Annotated in this window: 20 protein-coding genes; 8 read left to right on the top strand and 12 right to left on the bottom strand. The window is 68.7% G+C overall.

Features of this window, described 5'->3' with window-relative positions:
• The 10 genes from Q5696_RS17265 to Q5696_RS17220 form a co-directional block, all read right to left on the bottom strand.
• Nucleotides 1-831: an ABC transporter permease gene (locus tag Q5696_RS17265; RefSeq protein WP_305092486.1), complete on the bottom strand. Its 831-nt coding sequence runs from the start codon at nt 829-831 to the stop codon at nt 1-3.
• Nucleotides 828-1,802 (bottom strand): efflux ABC transporter ATPase subunit, DrrA-related, encoded by a 975-nt coding sequence (locus Q5696_RS17260; protein ID WP_305092485.1) that lies wholly within the window; start codon nt 1,800-1,802, stop codon nt 828-830. The genes Q5696_RS17265 and Q5696_RS17260 overlap by 4 nt, the downstream gene beginning before the upstream one ends.
• 81 nt (nt 1,803-1,883) lie before the next feature.
• A complete protein-coding gene (menE, locus tag Q5696_RS17255) occupies nt 1,884-3,071 on the bottom strand; it encodes an o-succinylbenzoate--CoA ligase (RefSeq protein ID WP_305092484.1) in 1,188 nt (395 codons plus the stop codon).
• 21 nt (nt 3,072-3,092) lie between these two features.
• Nucleotides 3,093-3,392 (bottom strand): DUF3349 domain-containing protein, encoded by a 300-nt coding sequence (locus tag Q5696_RS17250; RefSeq protein WP_305092483.1) that lies wholly within the window; start codon nt 3,390-3,392, stop codon nt 3,093-3,095.
• 23 nt (nt 3,393-3,415) lie between these two features.
• The gene (locus Q5696_RS17245; protein ID WP_305092482.1) at nt 3,416-3,784 is read right to left on the bottom strand and encodes a DUF3349 domain-containing protein; all 369 of its coding nucleotides are present in this window, start codon (nt 3,782-3,784) and stop codon (nt 3,416-3,418) included.
• Between the two features lie 43 nt (nt 3,785-3,827).
• Nucleotides 3,828-4,094: a hypothetical protein gene (locus Q5696_RS17240; RefSeq protein ID WP_305092481.1), complete on the bottom strand. Its 267-nt coding sequence runs from the start codon at nt 4,092-4,094 to the stop codon at nt 3,828-3,830.
• Between the two features lie 13 nt (nt 4,095-4,107).
• Nucleotides 4,108-5,337, bottom strand: a complete 1,230-nt coding sequence (locus Q5696_RS17235) for an inorganic phosphate transporter (RefSeq protein ID WP_305092480.1) — start codon at nt 5,335-5,337, stop codon at nt 4,108-4,110.
• A 189-nt stretch (nt 5,338-5,526) separates the two neighbouring features.
• On the bottom strand, nt 5,527-5,907 hold the full coding sequence (locus Q5696_RS17230; protein ID WP_305092479.1) for a VOC family protein: 381 nt from the start codon (nt 5,905-5,907) through the stop codon (nt 5,527-5,529).
• An 18-nt stretch (nt 5,908-5,925) separates the two neighbouring features.
• On the bottom strand, nt 5,926-6,360 hold the full coding sequence (locus tag Q5696_RS17225; RefSeq protein ID WP_305092478.1) for a hypothetical protein: 435 nt from the start codon (nt 6,358-6,360) through the stop codon (nt 5,926-5,928).
• Nucleotides 6,361-6,429: 69 nt separating this feature from the next.
• Nucleotides 6,430-7,605 (bottom strand): alkane 1-monooxygenase, encoded by a 1,176-nt coding sequence (locus Q5696_RS17220; RefSeq protein WP_305095349.1) that lies wholly within the window; start codon nt 7,603-7,605, stop codon nt 6,430-6,432.
• Between the two features lie 161 nt (nt 7,606-7,766).
• On the opposite strand from Q5696_RS17220, the gene Q5696_RS17215 reads away from it, so the two are divergent.
• Complete coding sequence (locus Q5696_RS17215) at nt 7,767-8,870, top strand: lipid II:glycine glycyltransferase FemX (RefSeq protein ID WP_305092477.1); 1,104 nt, start codon at nt 7,767-7,769, stop codon at nt 8,868-8,870.
• 81 nt (nt 8,871-8,951) lie between these two features.
• Here Q5696_RS17215 and Q5696_RS17210 read toward each other — a convergent pair whose 3' ends face one another.
• On the bottom strand, nt 8,952-9,845 hold the full coding sequence (locus Q5696_RS17210) for a 1,4-dihydroxy-2-naphthoyl-CoA synthase (RefSeq protein ID WP_305092475.1): 894 nt from the start codon (nt 9,843-9,845) through the stop codon (nt 8,952-8,954).
• Nucleotides 9,846-9,896: 51 nt separating this feature from the next.
• Between Q5696_RS17210 and Q5696_RS17205 the strand changes: the two genes are divergently transcribed.
• The 3 genes from Q5696_RS17205 to Q5696_RS17195 are packed head-to-tail and all read left to right on the top strand — an operon-like array spanning nt 9,897 to nt 12,009.
• The gene (locus tag Q5696_RS17205) at nt 9,897-10,517 is read left to right on the top strand and encodes a PaaI family thioesterase (protein ID WP_305092474.1); all 621 of its coding nucleotides are present in this window, start codon (nt 9,897-9,899) and stop codon (nt 10,515-10,517) included.
• Nucleotides 10,514-11,515, top strand: a complete 1,002-nt coding sequence (locus tag Q5696_RS17200) for an o-succinylbenzoate synthase (protein WP_305092473.1) — start codon at nt 10,514-10,516, stop codon at nt 11,513-11,515. The genes Q5696_RS17205 and Q5696_RS17200 overlap by 4 nt, the downstream gene beginning before the upstream one ends.
• A gap of 47 nt (nt 11,516-11,562) precedes the next feature.
• A complete protein-coding gene (locus Q5696_RS17195; protein WP_305092472.1) occupies nt 11,563-12,009 on the top strand; it encodes a DUF6918 family protein in 447 nt (148 codons plus the stop codon).
• Nucleotides 12,010-12,063: 54 nt separating this feature from the next.
• On the opposite strand, the gene Q5696_RS17190 is transcribed toward Q5696_RS17195, so the two are convergent.
• Nucleotides 12,064-12,891: a siderophore-interacting protein gene (locus tag Q5696_RS17190; RefSeq protein ID WP_305092471.1), complete on the bottom strand. Its 828-nt coding sequence runs from the start codon at nt 12,889-12,891 to the stop codon at nt 12,064-12,066.
• 120 nt (nt 12,892-13,011) lie between these two features.
• Here Q5696_RS17190 and menD point away from each other — a divergent pair, with 120 nt between their 5' ends.
• The 4 genes from menD to Q5696_RS17170 are packed head-to-tail and all read left to right on the top strand — an operon-like array spanning nt 13,012 to nt 16,523.
• Nucleotides 13,012-14,652: a 2-succinyl-5-enolpyruvyl-6-hydroxy-3-cyclohexene-1-carboxylic-acid synthase gene (gene menD / locus Q5696_RS17185; RefSeq protein WP_305095348.1), complete on the top strand. Its 1,641-nt coding sequence runs from the start codon at nt 13,012-13,014 to the stop codon at nt 14,650-14,652.
• Nucleotides 14,653-14,659: 7 nt separating this feature from the next.
• Nucleotides 14,660-15,106, top strand: coding sequence for a DUF3592 domain-containing protein (locus tag Q5696_RS17180; protein ID WP_305092470.1), 447 nt, complete (start codon nt 14,660-14,662; stop codon nt 15,104-15,106).
• Nucleotides 15,107-15,141: 35 nt separating this feature from the next.
• Nucleotides 15,142-15,801: a phosphatase PAP2 family protein gene (locus tag Q5696_RS17175; RefSeq protein WP_305092469.1), complete on the top strand. Its 660-nt coding sequence runs from the start codon at nt 15,142-15,144 to the stop codon at nt 15,799-15,801.
• Between the two features lie 23 nt (nt 15,802-15,824).
• On the top strand, nt 15,825-16,523 hold the full coding sequence (locus Q5696_RS17170; RefSeq protein WP_305092468.1) for a demethylmenaquinone methyltransferase: 699 nt from the start codon (nt 15,825-15,827) through the stop codon (nt 16,521-16,523).
• Nucleotides 16,524-16,528 lie beyond the last annotated feature (5 nt).

The raw sequence follows: 16,528 nt of genomic DNA, 5'->3' as shown, positions 1-16,528 counted from the left end.
TCAGGTCCGGCGCATGTAGGTGCGCACCGTCAGCGGTGCCAGGACGGCGACGAGGATCGCGGCCCCGAGCAGCGCCCACACCACGGAGATCCCGACGTACCCGTCGTTCGCGAGGTCGCGGACCGCCGTCACCAGGTGCGACACCGGGTTGACCTGTACGAACGCCTGCATCCAACCGGGCATCGTCTCGGCCGGCACGAACGCGTTCGACATGAACGTGAGCGGGAACAGGACCAGCATCGAAATGCCCTGCACCGCAGATGCTTTGCTCATCAGAACGCCCATGAGAGCGAAGATCCAGCTGATCGCGAACGCACACACCAGGACCAGCAGTGCCGCGGCCGCCACCCCGACGAACCCGCCGCCCGGCCGGTACCCCATCGCGATACCGACACCGATCGTCAGCGTCGTCGCGATGAGATAGCGCACGACATCGGCGAGCAACGCCCCCGACAGCGGTGCGATGCGGGCGATCGGCAACGACTTGAACCGGTCGAACACTCCCTTGTCCATGTCCTCGCGCAGCTGGGTGCCCGTCACGATCGACGCCGTGATCACGGTCTGCACCAGGATGCCGGGGATGATGATCGGCAGGTACGACTGCACGTCACCGGAGATCGCGCCACCGAAGATGTACGTGAACATCGCGGTGAAGACGAGCGGCTGGATCACCACGTCGAACAGTTGCTCGGGATTGTGCTTCAACTTGAGGATCCCGCGATACGCCATCGTGAAACTGTGGGCGAACGTGTCCCGCAGGCTGATCCGGTCGACTGCCTCGACGGTCCGGGAATGTGCCTGCCGGGTAGGGGAATTCAGGGTGGTGGTCATGCGGCACTTCCTTCGGTCTCGGCGGTGTCGTGTCCGGTGATGGTGAGGAACACCTCGTCGAGGCTCGGCTTCGAGACCGTGAGCTCGTCGACGGCGATGGACCGGTCCCGCAGCCGCACCAGCAGATCCGCGGTGACCGACGGATCCTGCAGCGGCGCGGTGATCCGGCCCGACTCGGGGGTGACGGTCGCCGCGGTACCGAGAGCCGTGGAGATCAGCGTCCGGGCCTCGTCGAGGCGACTGCGGTCCGCGAGCGTCACCTGCAGGGCCGAGGTACCCACCGACGCCTTCAACTCGTCGGCGGTGCCGTCGGCGATCACCCGGCCCCGGTCGATCACCGCGATCCGGTCCGCCAACTGGTCGGCCTCGTCGAGGTACTGCGTCGTGAGCAGGACCGTCGACCCCTCGGCAACGAGTCGGCGGATCGTTTCCCACATCTGGGCGCGGGTGCGCGGGTCGAGGCCGGTGGTCGGCTCGTCGAGGAACAGCAGCGGCGGATGCGCGATGAGACTGGCCGCGAGGTCGAGGCGCCGGCGCATGCCGCCGGAGAAGTTCTTCAGCGGCTTCGACGCCGCCTCTGTCAGCGCGAACTCCTCGAGCAGGTCGGCGGCCTTGCGTTTCGCGGAGCCACGGCTCAGCCCCAGCAGTCGCGAGAAGATCACGAGATTCTCGGTGGCCGTGAGATCCTCGTCGACCGACGCGTACTGCCCGGTGACCCCGACGAGGGACCGGACGGCCGTCGATTCACGGACGACGTCGCGCCCGAAAACCCGGGCCTGCCCGCCGTCGGGGCGCAGCAGCGTCGCGAGCATCCGCACCGTGGTGGTCTTGCCGGCGCCGTTCGGGCCGAGTACGCCGTACACCGATCCGGTCGGCACGGTCAGGCTGACGCCGTCCACGGCGCGCTGCCGGCCGAAGGTCTTCACGAGTCCCACGGCCTCGATGGCGGGGGACGAGGTGTCGAAGTTCATGCCCCGACTGTGACGGCGCCGGCTTGCAGAGGCCTTGCACCGCACTTGCACGCGGTGCAAGCGCGGTGCCGGAGGGGCCCGTCAACTGCCCGTTCGACCACCTGCGGTGTCGTGTGCGAGCCACCACGCGCGCAGACCGGCCCGATCCACCTTGCCGGGCCCCCGCACCGGCAGCGACTCGCGCACCCGCACCTCCCGCGGCGCCGCGGTGACGTCCAGGGTTGCGCCCACGTGCGCCCGCAGCTCCGGCACCGACGGCACCCACCCGGCCTCCGGCACCACGACCGCCACCACCTGCTGCCCCAGCCGATCGTCCGGCACCCCCAGAACCGCGCACTCCCGCACCCCCGGATGCTCCGCCAGCACCGCCTCCACCACCTGCGGCACCACCGTGAGCCCGCCCGTCGAGATCGCCTCGTCGAGCCGCCCGACGACGGTCAGGACGCCGTCGTCCCACCGGCCCGCGTCGTCGGTGCGGAACCAGCCCGGCTCCGCGAACGCCGGATGCCCCGGCAGACCGCGATACCCCGACGCGACCATGTCGCCGCCGAGCAGCACCCGACCGTCGTCGAGCCGCACCTTCGCCCCGTCCAGCGGGACGCCGTCGTACACGCAGCCGCCGCACGTCTCGCTCATCCCGTAGGTGCGCACCACCGTGATCCCGGCGTCGACGGCGCGGCGCAGCACCGGTGCCGGTGTCGCCGCACCACCGAGCAGAACAGCGTCGAGGTCGGCCAGCGCGGCCGTCGCGTCGGCATGGTCGAGCGCCTTGACCAGCTGCGTCGGCACCAGCGACGTGTACCGGCGCGGACCCGACAGGGCATCCACCGCCGCCGGCAGCAGCCGCGGATCGAAACCGTTCGCGACGTCGACGACCACCGGCGTCGTCCCAGCCAGCACACTCCGCAACAGCACCTGCAGGCCCGCGACGTGATGCGCCGGCAACGCCAGCAGCCACGCCCCCGGGCCACCGAGCCGGTCGTGTGTCGCAGTGCCGCTCGCCCGCAACGCCCGCGCCGACAACAGCGCCCCCTTGGGTACCCCCGTCGTCCCCGACGTCGCCGGTACGAGCGCGACGCCGTCGTCGGTCTCGTCGATCGGCTCGCCCGGACGCAGCGCCGCCGTCAACCGGCCCGTCTCCTTCGCGTCCCCCTCGGGGACCGGCAGCAGCGGGGGACCGTCACCGCCGAGGGCGCGCCCCAGTGCCGGCAGGATCGAGACCACCGCGGGGCCGGACGGGACGGGGAGAACACGCAGCACCGAACTCACCACCCGATCGTGTCACGGCGGTCAGGGCCGGGGTCCGGCGAGCGGCCAGCCACCCTCCGCGAGATGGGTGCGCACCCGGTCCACGTCCGACTCGAGCGGCATCTCGTTGGTGATCTTCGTGATCAGCACCTGGATGTCGGTCTTGGAGATCGGAAGGTCCCCGTGCTCGACGAGGGCCGCGGCGACCACGTCCACCTCGTCCTCGGACAGGCGGCGGGTCAGCAACGCGAACAGCGGCACGTAGTCCTGCTCCGGGACACCGTTGGGGTATCCGGCGCGCAACCAGTCGACGATCGAGGAGAGGAAAGGAGGCAGGCTCACATCATGCTCCCGGTCTCGGTCCGTCAGTGCTCGCTGTCGGACGCGTCCTGACGGTCGTCGGTGGACGCCGCCGCATCGGAATCGACGACGGGCCACCCGCCCGCCACGAGATGTTCGGTGACCCGCTCGATGTCTTCTTCGGTGGGTTCCTCACGGAGCACCCCGGCAATGATCTTCTGGAGGGTGTCGTAGTCGACGTGCCGATCCGGATGCTCGTGTGCGGTCGCGATGGACAGCTCGATGATCTCGCTGATCTCCTCGTCCGTCAGCCGACGTCCGAGTACGGCGAGCAGCGCGAAATGGTCCTTGGCAGGAATTCCCTCCGGGTAACCGGCACGAAGCCAGTCCAGGACCGAGCGGAGCGAAAACTTGTTGTTCACCGGTGCGATCACTTTCACGAAGGAACAGCGGAGACGGGTACGCCCGTCACCGCGTTCAGAAAACGTGGATGCTGAAGCTGCTGGCGAGGAAGTCCTGCATCAACATCAGTATCCCAGCGGTGATCGCGATCAGTACGACCGCGAAACACGCCACCGCGCCGAGCTTGCCGGCCGCCGACGGCGGCCCGTCCGTCCCGGGCTCCGCACCCACCGACAGGGACTTCAGGCCGAGGGCGAAGATCGCCGGCAGCCCGGCGCCGAACAACAGTCCGACGAGGACGACCTGCCACAGCGAGTTCACGGTATCCGTGAGTAGATCCATCGGTCCTCTCCTCTCAGGTGCCGCTGGCGGGATGGTCGGTGTCGAGGGAACGCCCCGGACGGTTCGTCACGGCCGCCGGCGTATCCGATCCGGAGGTGTCGGCGGCAGGCGTCAACCCGCCGTCCCACTCCGCGTTGACGTTGTCGGGGTCGATCGGCTCGCGGCGCGAGCGCACGTACATGAAAGCGGACAGTGCGACGAGCAGGGCGAACACGACGAGAACGCCGGGAAGACCACCGATCACGTGGGCCAGTGCCCAGCAGATCGCGCCCACGATACCGGCCGACGGCAGAGTGATCAGCCATGCGACGGCCATCCGCCCGGCCACACCCCAGCGCACCTCGGCGCCCTTGCGTCCGAGCCCGGTACCGAGGATCGAGCCGGTCGCCACATGCGTCGTCGACAGCGGCAGCCCGAAATGGCTCGAGGTGAGGATGATCGCGGCGGACGAGGATTCGGCGGCCATGCCCTGCGGTGCGGAGATCTCCACCAGGCCCTTGCCGAGCGTGCGGATGATGCGCCAGCCACCCAGGTAGGTGCCGAGCGCGATCGCGACCGCGCAGCTGAACTTGACCCAGAACGGCATCTCGGCGTCCGCGGTGATCGAGCCGTGCGCTACCAGGGCCAGGAAGATGACGCCCATCGTCTTCTGGGCGTCGTTGGTGCCGTGCGCGAGCGAGACGAGGGACGCGGTGCCGACCTGGCCGACCCGGAACCCCTTGCTGCGGGTCTTCTCGGGGACGGCGTGGGTGATCCGGTAGATCAGCTTCGTGCCGACCGCCGCGACGAGCGCCGCGACGACGGGGGCGAGCAGTGCCGGAACGATGACCTTGCCGAGCACCCCACCCCACTCGACACCGTTCATGCCGATCGACGCGATCGCCGCACCGATCAGGCCACCGAACAGGGCGTGCGACGAACTCGACGGCAAACCGAACAGCCACGTCGCCAGATTCCACAGGATGCCGCCGACCAGTCCGGCGAACACGATCAACAGCAGAGCCTCGCCGCTGACGGTACCGAGATTGACCACACCCTTCGCGACCGTCGCCGCAACCTCCACCGAGAGGAATGCGCCGATCAGATTGAGGGTTGCCGAGAGTGCCACCGCCACCTTGGGGCGGAGCGCGCCGGTGGCGATGGATGTGGCCATCGCGTTCCCGGTGTCGTGGAAGCCGTTCGTGAAGTCGAATGCGAGGGCAGTGACGACCACCACCAAGAGAACGACAAGCTCTGCGGTCACAAGCGAATTGTGCGTATCGAACGCGTAAAAGTACAGCGAGCATCAGATGAACGGGCGGTACACCGGGTTCCGTTCTCCGGTCACCAGGACCGACGGTCCCGGGGGTGTGTCGACACTCACTCCGGGCGCCTTCGGTACCCGGGCGTCTTTTCGGTGGCCGCCACTGCCGAAGAGGCACACGGCGGGGCGTCAGCGCAGGTCGCGTCGGATGGGGTGATCTTCCGGAATCTGCACCAGCACGATCGGGATGTCGTCGGGGTCCGCGATCCACATCTCGCGCAGGCCCCACGGTTCGAGCTGTGGTTCCCGCACGATCGGGATCTCCGCCCGCACCAGTTCGGTGTGGGCGTCGGCGAGGTTGCGTACCTGCAGCCACAGGGCGCCCGTGAACCGGCACTCCAGCCCCGACCCGCCGTGCGACGTCACCTCGATCAGGCCCTGGCCCGCGAAGAACACCGTCCCGCCCGGATACTCGCGGGCGATCGCCAGGCCGAGCACGTCCCGGTAGAACGACAGCGTCACCTCGTAGTCGCGGGGACGCAGGATCGTCCGGCTGCTGAGAATTTCCACGGTCGTCCTTCCTTGCCGTCAGGGGCGTGACTCGTGACCGCGGCGGCCGTGTGTGCGCCGGGCCTCCTTCATCTCCGCCTCGAACACGTGCCGGTGGCCGGCCACGATCTCGTCCCGGACGGCGCGCTCGTGGTCCCGGAACACCGACCAGTAGGTGTCGTCGAACTCCTCGACCACCTGGAACGTCCAGCGACCGTCGAGGACGTTGCGTCCCACCAGGTCCGTTTCGAGCCGGTCCGCGGTCTCGTCGTGCCCGGCGTCGCGCAACTTGTCGACGGCGTCCCCGAGCTGGCGGTCCGCCCGGCCCAGGAGCTGATGGAACGCATACAGATGGCCGCGGGCCTGTTCGACGGTCTCGAGTGCCTCCGACACCCTGCCGACAGCCTCCACCTCGGCGTCGGTGACGCCGTCCGGGCGGCGGTGCTCCGGTGCCGGGCGTTCACGGTCCGTCATGGATCCAGTGTGCGGGTCGTGGCGGTACCGCGCCGGGTTCTCGAGGGATGCGCGGCGACTATCGGCGATTCACGTGGACTGCCGGACGTATTCCTGTTCGGGCGGGACCGGGTATCTCCGCAGGATCCTGTCCCTTTTCGACGGCTGCACGTTCACTCGCCGGATATCGCCGCCGTAGTGGGCGAGCACCCGGGGGTCCATGACTCGACGCCACAGCGGAGGAACGAACGCGAGCACCACCATGACGGCATATCCCGCGGGCAGCTGGGGAGCATCGTCGAAGGACCGCAGCGTCTGGTAGCGCCGGCGAGGATTGGCGTGGTGGTCGGAATGCCGCTGCAGATGGAAGAGGAAGAGATTGCTGCACGAGTGATCGCTGTTCCAGCTGTGCTCCGGAAGGACCCGGCCGGGCCTGCCGTTCGGGCCGACGGGGCGGAGCAGGCCGTAGTGCTCGATGTAGTTGACGGTTTCCAGGAGCAGCATGGCGAGGAATGCCTGCAGCAGTATCCACGGAATCATGTCGATTCCGAACAGTACGACGATCGCCGCGGACATCAGCACGCTCAGGGTCCACGACTGCAGTATGTCGTTGTGCACGCTCAGGAACCGGTGACCCCGGCGTTGCAGGCGGGCGGATTCCAATCGCACGGCGCTCACGAGTCCACCGAAGATCGCGCGGGGGAAGAAGACCCACACGGACTCACCGAATCGGGCACTGGCCGGATCCTCCGGAGTGGCGACACGCACGTGGTGGCCGATGTTGTGTTCGATGTAGAAATGCCCGTAGAACGATTGCGCCAACGCAATCTTCGCGAGCCACTTCTCGTGCCGAGGTTTCTTGTGTCCGAGTTCGTGGGCCACGTTGATGCCGATGGCGGCGCTCACGGCGAGAGTGATGGCCATGCCGGTCTTCTCCCCGGTCGTCATCGGCGCGAATGCGATGCACCAGAATCCGAAAAAGAAGGAGGCGTACTGGAGGGGAAGATAGGCGAAAGTGCACCAGCGATAGTACTTGTCCGCGGAAAGTGTGCGCATCGCTTCTTCCGGCGGATTACTCTTGTCCGCTCCGGTGAATGCGTCGATCAACGGTACGACCACCACGAACAAGTAGCCGCCGAATCCCCACAGCAGTCCCCAGACATAAGTGCCGAGAAACCAGGCTATGAACGGTCCCGCCGCCGCTGCCAGTCCGAACGGCCAGAGATAACGTTTAGGATCGCGCCACCGGAAAACATTGTCTTTCATTGTTTCTTGTGCCCCCACGCGTGAACTGTAACATCGGTAAGGTGGCCGGATGTGGAGGGGGTTCGGCCTACTCGTGTGACTGCACGTCGGACGGGACGGCTCGACCGGTCGGCGCACGGGAGGCGCCGATTCCTGCCCGTGTAGCCGACAGGAGGCCGGTAGTGCACATTCGATTCGCCGACGCGGACGAGATTCTCGAGTGGGACCGGCTCGTGCTGGCGAGCCCCGACGAGGGGACCGTCTACCGTTCGCAAGCAAATATCGACGGAATGAAACTGCAGGGATACTCGCCGGTCCACCTCGTGGTCGACGGGCAAGCGGTCACGGGATTCACTGTGCGGGTCCCGTTCCTGGGCACGATGTGGGTGCTGATCGGGCCGCCGGTCACGACGGCCGAGGACATGGTTCGCGCCGCACGGGCCCTGGCGCAGTTCGCTGCCGCGCAGAACGTGTCCGCCGTCAGGATGAAGACGTTGCTCCGGCACGATCCCGACAGCATCGCGTACCTCGAGCAGAACGGTCTCCACCGCACCGCATCCTGGCTGGAGGACCACACCGTCGTCGTGGATCTGACCGGGTCCGAGGACGAGGTGGCGGCGCGCTTCAAGAAACGTGCGAGAAAGTCCATTCATCGTGCCGAGCGGGAAGGGGTCCGGGCCGTTCGGGTCGACACCACGGACGAGAACTGTCGAATCTTCTACGGAATGTTGTCCGCGACCAGCGGTGGACGTTTCTGGATTCCGGGAGAGCAGGCCTCGTCCGCGATTCTCCAGCGTTACGCGAGTTCCGGGAACGGGCAGATGTTCTTCGCCGTCCACGACGGTGAGGTCGTGGCCTCGTCCTTCGTCACCACCTTCGGTGAGAACGCCCTGTACTTCGGTGCCGGATCCGTCCGAAAGAATCCCGGAGACCCTCGGCTGTGCGGCCTGGGGGATTCACGCGCTGCATACGCACTGCAGTGGGAGGCGATGAAATGGGCGCGGGAACAAGGCTGCCTCCGGTACGACCTGGACGGAACGCCCGCGTCGTGGAACATGGCCGACCCGAATCATCCACGGAAAGGCGTCGGCCAGTTCAAGACGGCCTTCGCCAAAGACGTCGTCGACTACATCGGCACCTATCAGATCTCCGCGAAGAAGATATCCGGATATGCCATTCGTCGTGCCGAGGTGCTGCGCGGACGGCTCGAACACTCCGTGGCAGTGAATCGGATTCTGGGCCGGAGTGTGCGGCCCAATCCCGATCATGTGTGGTTGTACGAATGAGACTGCCGCCTCGGGCACCGCGAGGTTCGCGTAGCGGGCTTCCCTGCTACGCGAACCTCGACGACGTGCAGTGCGAAATGATCAGTAGTACCAGGGGTACGGCGACCAGTCCGGGTCCCGTTTCTGCAGGAACGAGTCGCGGCCCTCGACGGCCTCGTCGGTCATGTAGGCGAGGCGGGTGGCCTCGCCGGCGAACAGCTGCTGGCCCGCCAGGCCGTCGTCCTGCAGGTTGAACGCGTACTTGAGCATGCGCTGCGCCTGCGGTGACTTGCCGTTGATCTTGGTGCCCCACTCGATCGCGACGTTCTCGAGTTCGTCGTGGTCGACGACCTTGTTCACCGCACCCATGTGGTGCATCTCCTCGGCGGTGTAGGTGTCGCCCAGGAAGAAGATCTCGCGGGCGAACTTCTGGCCCACCATCTTCGCGAGGTAGGCGCTGCCGTAGCCGCCGTCGAAGCTGCCCACGTCGGCGTCGGTCTGCTTGAACCGGGCGTGCTCCCGCGACGCCAGCGTCAGATCGCACACGACGTGCAGGCTGTGCCCGCCGCCCGCGGCCCAGCCGTTGACGAGGGCGATGACGACCTTCGGCATGAACCGGATCAGCCGCTGCACCTCGAGGATGTGCAGCCGCCCGGCGCGCGCCGGATCCACCGTCTCCGCCGTCTCTCCCGACGCGTACTGGTAGCCGCTGCGGCCGCGGATGCGCTGATCGCCGCCCGAACAGAACGCCCAACCGCCGTCCTTCTCGCTGGGGCCGTTGCCGGTGAGCAGGACACAGCCCACGTCGGACGTCGTCCGGGCGTGGTCGAGCGTGCGGTACAGCTCGTCGACGGTGTGCGGGCGGAAGGCATTTCGGACCTCGGGGCGATCGAACGCGATGCGGACGATGCCCTCGGTGACATGACGGTGGTACGTGATGTCGGTGAGGTCCTCGAAGCCGGGGACAGGGCGCCAGAGCTGCGGGTCGAAAGTCACGGACCCGAGGATAGGCGCCGGACGGGAACGGCTCGGCGCTACCGTGCAGGAATGAGCGAACAGGTGCAGAACGAACGCCGGATCGGTTTCCTCGACTTCACGCCGACCGAGGCCGGACCGAACTACGGGCGGTTCGTCGAATCGCTGCGCCGCCTGCAGGATCTGGCCGTCTCCACGCACCTGCCCGACACGGACCTCGCCGCCGTCACCGCCCGCATCGACGAGGTGAGCGATCTGCTCGAGCCGTACACGGTGCCGGAGGGACGCTCACCGGCCGGCTTCAACCGGCACCTGCCCGGGCGGGGCAGCCTGTTGCTTCTGCCGTGGCTGTTCGAACAGGTCGACGCGGACGGCGTCCGGGCCCGCGGCAGGTTCCGCACGTTCCACCGCGGCGGCAACGACGCCGCCCACGGCGGCACCATCGGGCTGCTGTTCGACGACATGCTCGGCATGATCGTGCACGCCGCCGGGCATCCCATCGCCCGCACCGGATACCTGCACGTCAACTACCGCAAGGTCACCCCGATCGACACCGAGCTGGTCGTCGAGGGCCGGGTGGAACGCACCTCGGGCCGCAAGATCTTCTGCACCGCCGAACTGCGCGACCTCGACGGCACGGTGCTCGCCGACTGCGAGGCCCTCATGGTCGAACTGCTGCCGGGGCAGCCGTGAACCTGCCTGCCCTCGACGACGTCCTGTCCCGCGTGCGGGTGGTGAGCCTGCCGATGCGGGTCCGGTTCCGCGGCATCACCGTCCGCGAAGCGGCCCTGTTCGACGGTCCCGCCGGGTGGGGGGAGTTCGCGCCGTTCCCCGAATACGACGACGCCGAGGCCGCGCACTGGCTGCGCGCCGGTCTCGAAGCGGCCTGGGTGGGTGCCCCGCCGCCGGTGCGGGACCGGATCCCCGTCAACGCGACCGTGCCCGCCGTCGCCCCGGACCGGGTGCCCGAGATCCTCGCCCGCTTCCCGGGCGCGACGACCGCCAAGGTGAAGGTCGCCGAGAAGGGGCAGAGCCTCGCCGACGACGTCGCCCGCGTCGCCGCGGTACGCGAACTGGTCCCGACCGTGCGCGTCGACGCGAACGGCGGCTGGAGCGTCGACGACGCGGTGACCGCACTGACCGCACTGACCGCCGACGGCCCCCTCGAATACGCGGAACAACCGTGCGCGAGCGTCCCGGAACTCGTTGCCGTCCGGCGACGTGTCCGGCACGTGCCGATCGCCGCCGACGAATCCGTCCGCCGCGCCGAGGATCCCCTGAAGGTGGTGCGGGCCGGCGGCGCCGACATCGCCGTCGTGAAGGTGCCGCCGCTCGGCGGGATGCGTCGACTGCTGTCGCTCGCCGACGAACTCGCCGGTCACGGTGTGCCGGTCGTGGTGTCCAGTGCCCTCGACACCGCTGTCGGAATGGGTGCCGGACTTGCTGCGGCAGCGGCACTTCCGGACCTGCGGCACGCGTGCGGACTCGGCACCGGGGGACTGCTCGCCGCCGACGTCACCGCACGTCCCCGCCGCATGTCCGACGGCATGCTCGACGTGTCTCCCGTAGTTCCCGACCCGGGTCTGCTCGACGAACTCGCCGCCGCACCCGACCGCACGCACTGGTGGCTCGACCGGATTCGCCGCTGTCACGAACTGCTCGTCACCAGCATCGATCCCCCGTTCGTATAGTGTCGTGGCCGCCCGAAATGGACCAGTCGATAACGGAGGCATGGAAAGTGGTTGCAGCGCTGAAGGACACCCTGCTGGACGACGCTCGAATTCCCGCGGTTCGCGCGGACGTCGAGGCGCTCGTCGACGCGGAGGTCTCGGACAAGAAGGGCGCGTCCGGGCTGGCGCTCAAGGGCGGCTACGGCGCCGTCAAGAAGGTCGGGCCGTCGATCGTCCCGGACGCCATCGAAGGACTCCTGCCGGAGTTCGTCGTGCGGCTCGACCCGTTCTGGCAGGAATTCGCCGGCAGCGGTGAGAGCAGCTTCTCGGCATTCCTGGCCGCCCGCAGCGATGCGGTCGCCGACGCCCTCCTCGGCGTCACCGACGAGCGCATCGAAGGCAGCGACAAGGGCGCGATCAAGAAGGTCTACTCGACGCTGCGCCCGTCGGCCAAGAAGCACGTGATCGAGGCGCTCCCGCGCCTCGGTGATCTGGTGCAGAAGCACGCGGCCTAGTCGCACAGCAGCGAGCCCGCCCGATGATCCGGGCGGGCTCGCTGTCGTTCGGGCTCAGTACGCGGCGTGTCCGTACCGCCAGTAGCCGGTGAAGGCGATGTCGGATTTGGCGATTGCGCGGTCGTTCACGAGGTGGCGGCGCAGTCCGGTCGCGAGGTCGGATTCGCCGGCGACGAACACGTACGGTTTCCCTGCAGGCAGGTCGGCGGCCCGCACGGTTGCGAGTGCCAGTTCCCCGGGTTTCGCGGACGGATCGTCGCGGACCAGCCAGTGCAGTTCGGCCCGGTCACCGACAGCAACGTCCTGCCGGTCGTCGGGGTGGGCGATCTCGACGTAGGCGCGGATCGGTAGGTCCGGGTCGGCGGAGCGCAGAATTCCCAGGATCGCGGGCAGCGCGCTTTCGTCGCCGACGAGCAGGTGCCAGTGGGCGTCGGGGGTGGGGTTGTAGATGAGGCCCTCGTCGAGCAGCCCGAGCGGATCGCCGGCCGCACACGATCCGGCCCACGCGGACGCCGGCCCGAGGTCGCCGTGCGCCGCGACGTCGATGTCGAGTTCGGGGCCGTCGCCGAAAATCCCGCCGCCGGGCCGGTATTCGCGGACGGTGTAGTTCCGCAGGACGGGGCGGACGTCCTTGGGCATCGTCTTCATCTGCGCGTACCAGAGCAGGTTGCCGGACGCGGTGGGCAGCCGGAAGCCGGTTCGTTCCCGGTCGGGGACGAACATTCGGAACCACTGGTCGTAGCCCATCGGGACGAAGTTGCGCAGTTCGTCGCCGCCGACGGTGACGCGGATGAAGTTCGGGCTGATCTGTTTGCTGCCGAGTACGTGCGCCGAGACGATCTCGCGCTGTTCCGGTTTGACGAACTTGGAGGTCTTGGCCATGGTGTCCACCCCACGAATCGGTTGTAAGTGTAGCCAACCCTAAATGACTGGTGTGGGCGCGGCGACCCCGTCCCCATGCCGCGTGGGCCGATGCCCGCCGCGTCTGCCAATCTGGACGACGTGAATCCGTCCACTGCCCAGGCCACCGCCGTCGTCGACGAACTGATCCGCGGCGGGGTACGCGAGGTCGTCCTCTGCCCCGGGTCGCGCAACGCGCCGCTCGCATTCGCGTTGCAGGCCGCCGACACTGCCGGACGGATCCGTCTGCACATGCGCATCGACGAGCGGACCGCCGGATTCCTGGCGATCGGGCTCGCGGCGTCCGGCGGCAACCCGGTCCCGGTCGTCATGACGTCGGGGACCGCCGTCGCGAACCTCGGCCCGGCCGTCCTCGAAGCCAACTACGCGCGTCTCCCGCTGATCGTGCTCAGCGCCAACCGGCCGTACGAGATGCTCGGCACCGGTGCCAACCAGACCGTTGAACAGTTCGGGTTGTTCGGCAGCCAGGTGCGGGCCGCGATCAGTCTCGGACTCGCCGAGGAGGCCGGCGACGAATCGCAGCGCGGCATCCGGTTCGACGAGCAGAACAGCCAATGGCGTTCCGCGGTGTGCCGCGTGCTGGCCGCGGCCCGCGGCACCCGCTCCGGCAACGCGGGCCCCGTGCACTTCGACATTCCGTTGCGTGAACCCCTCGTCCCCGATCTGCAGGCCCGCGGTCTCGTCCCGGGAGGCCGCCCGGACGGCGCGGCGTGGACGACGACGACGCACGCCACCCTCGACGTCCCGATGGACGTCGACATCACCGCCGACACGGTCGTGATCTCCGGGCACGGCGCCGCGTACCGGCCCGAACTGGCCGGGCTGCCGACGGTCGCCGAGCCCACCGCGCCGCTGCACGGTATCCCGCTGCATCCGCTCGCGTTGCCGCAGCTCAAGCCGCGGCAGGCGATCATCACCGGACGTCCGACGCTGCACCGCCCGGTGTCGAAACTGCTCGCCGACCCGTCCGTCGCGGTGTACGCGCTCACCACCGGGCCGCGCTGGCCCGACGTGTCCGGCAACGTCCTGGCCACCGGCACGCGCGCGGTGGTGTCCGGCACCCCGGACCCGGCGTGGCTCGACCGCTGCCGGCACCTGTCCACGCACGCCGACAAGGCGGTCCGCTCCCAGCTGGCGGCGCATCCGACGACCACCGGCCTGCACGTCGCGGCCGCGGTGCTCGACGCGGTCGGTGACGGCGACCAGCTGCTGCTGGGGGCATCGAATCCGGTGCGCGACGCCGCCCTGGTGAGTTATCCACGGACCGGGGTGCGGGTGCTGTCCAATCGTGGTGTCGCCGGCATCGACGGCACCGTGTCCACCGCGGTCGGTGCCGCGCTCGCGTACCCGGGTCGCACCGTCGCCCTCCTCGGGGACCTGACGTTCCTGCACGACGCGTCCGGCCTGCTCATCGGCACCGGCGAGCCGCGTCCGGAGGATCTGACGATCGTTGTGGCCAACGACGACGGCGGCGGTATCTTCGAACTGCTCGAGCAGGGGGACCCGCAGTACGCGGGGGTGTTCGAGCGGGTCTTCGGTACCCCGCACGGCATGGATCTGGCCGCCCTGTGCGCCGCCTACCGGATTCCGCACAGTCACGTCGCACTGCCGGACCTGACGGCCGCGCTCGCCGCCGGGAACACCGGTATCCGGGTACTCGAGGTGTCCACCGAACGTTCCGGGCTGCGGGATCTGCACGCCGCAGTCCGGGCGCAGCTGTGAGGCCGGCGTGAGCCCGCGCACCGCCCGCCGCACCTTCGTGGGGGTCGTCTCCACTGCGGCCGGGATCTCGGTACTGGCGGTACTGCTCGTGCTCGCGGCGTGGCGCAACGACCACACGATCGAATCCGACATGGGTACCGCCACCGCGGAAGTGCTGTCGGCGGGATCGCTGCGGTCGGCGGTCAGCTTCGTCACCCCGGACGGTGTCACCCACAACCCGAAACTCGGTGTGCTGTATCCGACGCACCTGACGGCCGGGCAGCGCATCGACGTCGAGTACGCGCGCAGCGACCCGGACCTGGTGCGGGTCGCGGGCCGGGACGCGTCCGTCGCGATCGTGCCCGCCGGATCGGTGATCGTGGGAACGTGGCTGGTCGCGGCCCCGATCCTGTTCGTGCTGCGCCGCCGGGCGACGACCGAACCGGAAGAAAACGGCGACACCGACGGTTCCTGAGACGTTCACTCAGGAAGGGTTTCTATTCTCGTCGGATGCGAACGAGTGCGAGATCGGCGGAACGCGCCGGAATGATGCTGATCGCGGCTGCGGTCGTCGTCGTGGGGCTCTACCTGCTGAAAGGAGTCAGCGGTGCGCTCTACCGCGCGATCGTCCCGCACACGGCGGAACTGCCCGGTGTCGGGCTGATCGCCGACGGCGGCCTGCTCGTCCTCGTCGCCCTGTACGCGGTCCTCGCGGTGTACCTGTGGCGCAACCGGCCCACCCAGCTCGGTGACCTGCTGGTCGGTGGCGTCGGCGTCGTCGTCGCGTACGTGCTCAGCGAGGTCGTCAAAGCCTTCGTGAGCGAGGACCGGCCGTGCCGCACCCAGGTGGCGCTACCGGACTGCCCGGCACCCGGCGACTGGTCGTTCCCCAGCAACCACACCGTCATCGCCGTGGGCATCGCGACCGTGATCGTCCTCGCCTCCGAGAAGGTGCTGTCGGCGCTGCAACGCTGGCTCGTCGTCGCACTCGCGGCCCTGATCGGCCTGGCCCGCGTCCTGCAGGGTGTGCACTACCCGCACGACGTGCTCGCCGGCGCCGTCGTCGGCTCCACCGTCACGATCGCCGTCGTCGTGCTCCTCGTGCCGTGGGCGCGCGGCAAGGCGCAGGCGCTGCGCAGCCGGGAACCGGCGGCGGACGTCGAGTCGTGAGCGGGTTGATAGCGTCTCGGACCGTGGCACACACTCACGGATCGCGGGCGTCGCTCGACAAGAAACCGCACGAGGTCGCGTCGATGTTCGACGACGTCGCCGAGCGTTACGACCTGACGAACACCGTCCTGTCGTTCGGTCAGGACCGCAGCTGGCGCACCGCGACCCGCGCCGCACTCGACCTGAAGCCGGGGGAGCGGGTCCTCGACCTCGCCGCCGGTACCGGGGTGTCCACCGTCGAACTCGGACGGTCTGGCGCGTGGGTCGTCGCCACCGACTTCTCCAAGGGCATGTTGAAGGCCGGTACCGGGCGCAACGTGCCGATGGTCGCGGGGGACGCCATGCACCTGCCCTACGCGGACGGCGTGTTCGACGCCGCCACCATCTCGTTCGGGCTGCGCAACGTCTCCGACTTCGACGCCGGTCTCCGCGAGATCGCCCGCGTCACCAAGCCCGGCGGACGCCTCGTCGTGTCGGAGTTCTCCACCCCGGTGTTCGGGCCGTTCCGCACGATCTACATGGAGTACCTGATGAAGGCGCTGCCGCGGGTCGCGCGCGCCGTCAGCAGCAACCCGGACGCCTACGTCTACCTCGCCGAATCCATCCGGGCGTGGCCGACGCAGGAGGAACTGGCCCGGCGCATCGAGGCCGCCGGCTGGAGGAACGTGCAGTGGCGCAACCTCACCGGCGGCATCGTCGCCCTGCACCGCGCCACCCGGTGAGTCCG

Origin of the sequence: Prescottella sp. R16 (genome assembly GCF_030656875.1) — a bacterium.
In the GTDB taxonomy this organism is placed as follows: domain Bacteria; phylum Actinomycetota; class Actinomycetes; order Mycobacteriales; family Mycobacteriaceae; genus Prescottella.
The sequence above is the reverse complement of the archived record's forward strand: the minus strand, read 5'-3'. Positions and strand labels throughout refer to the sequence as shown.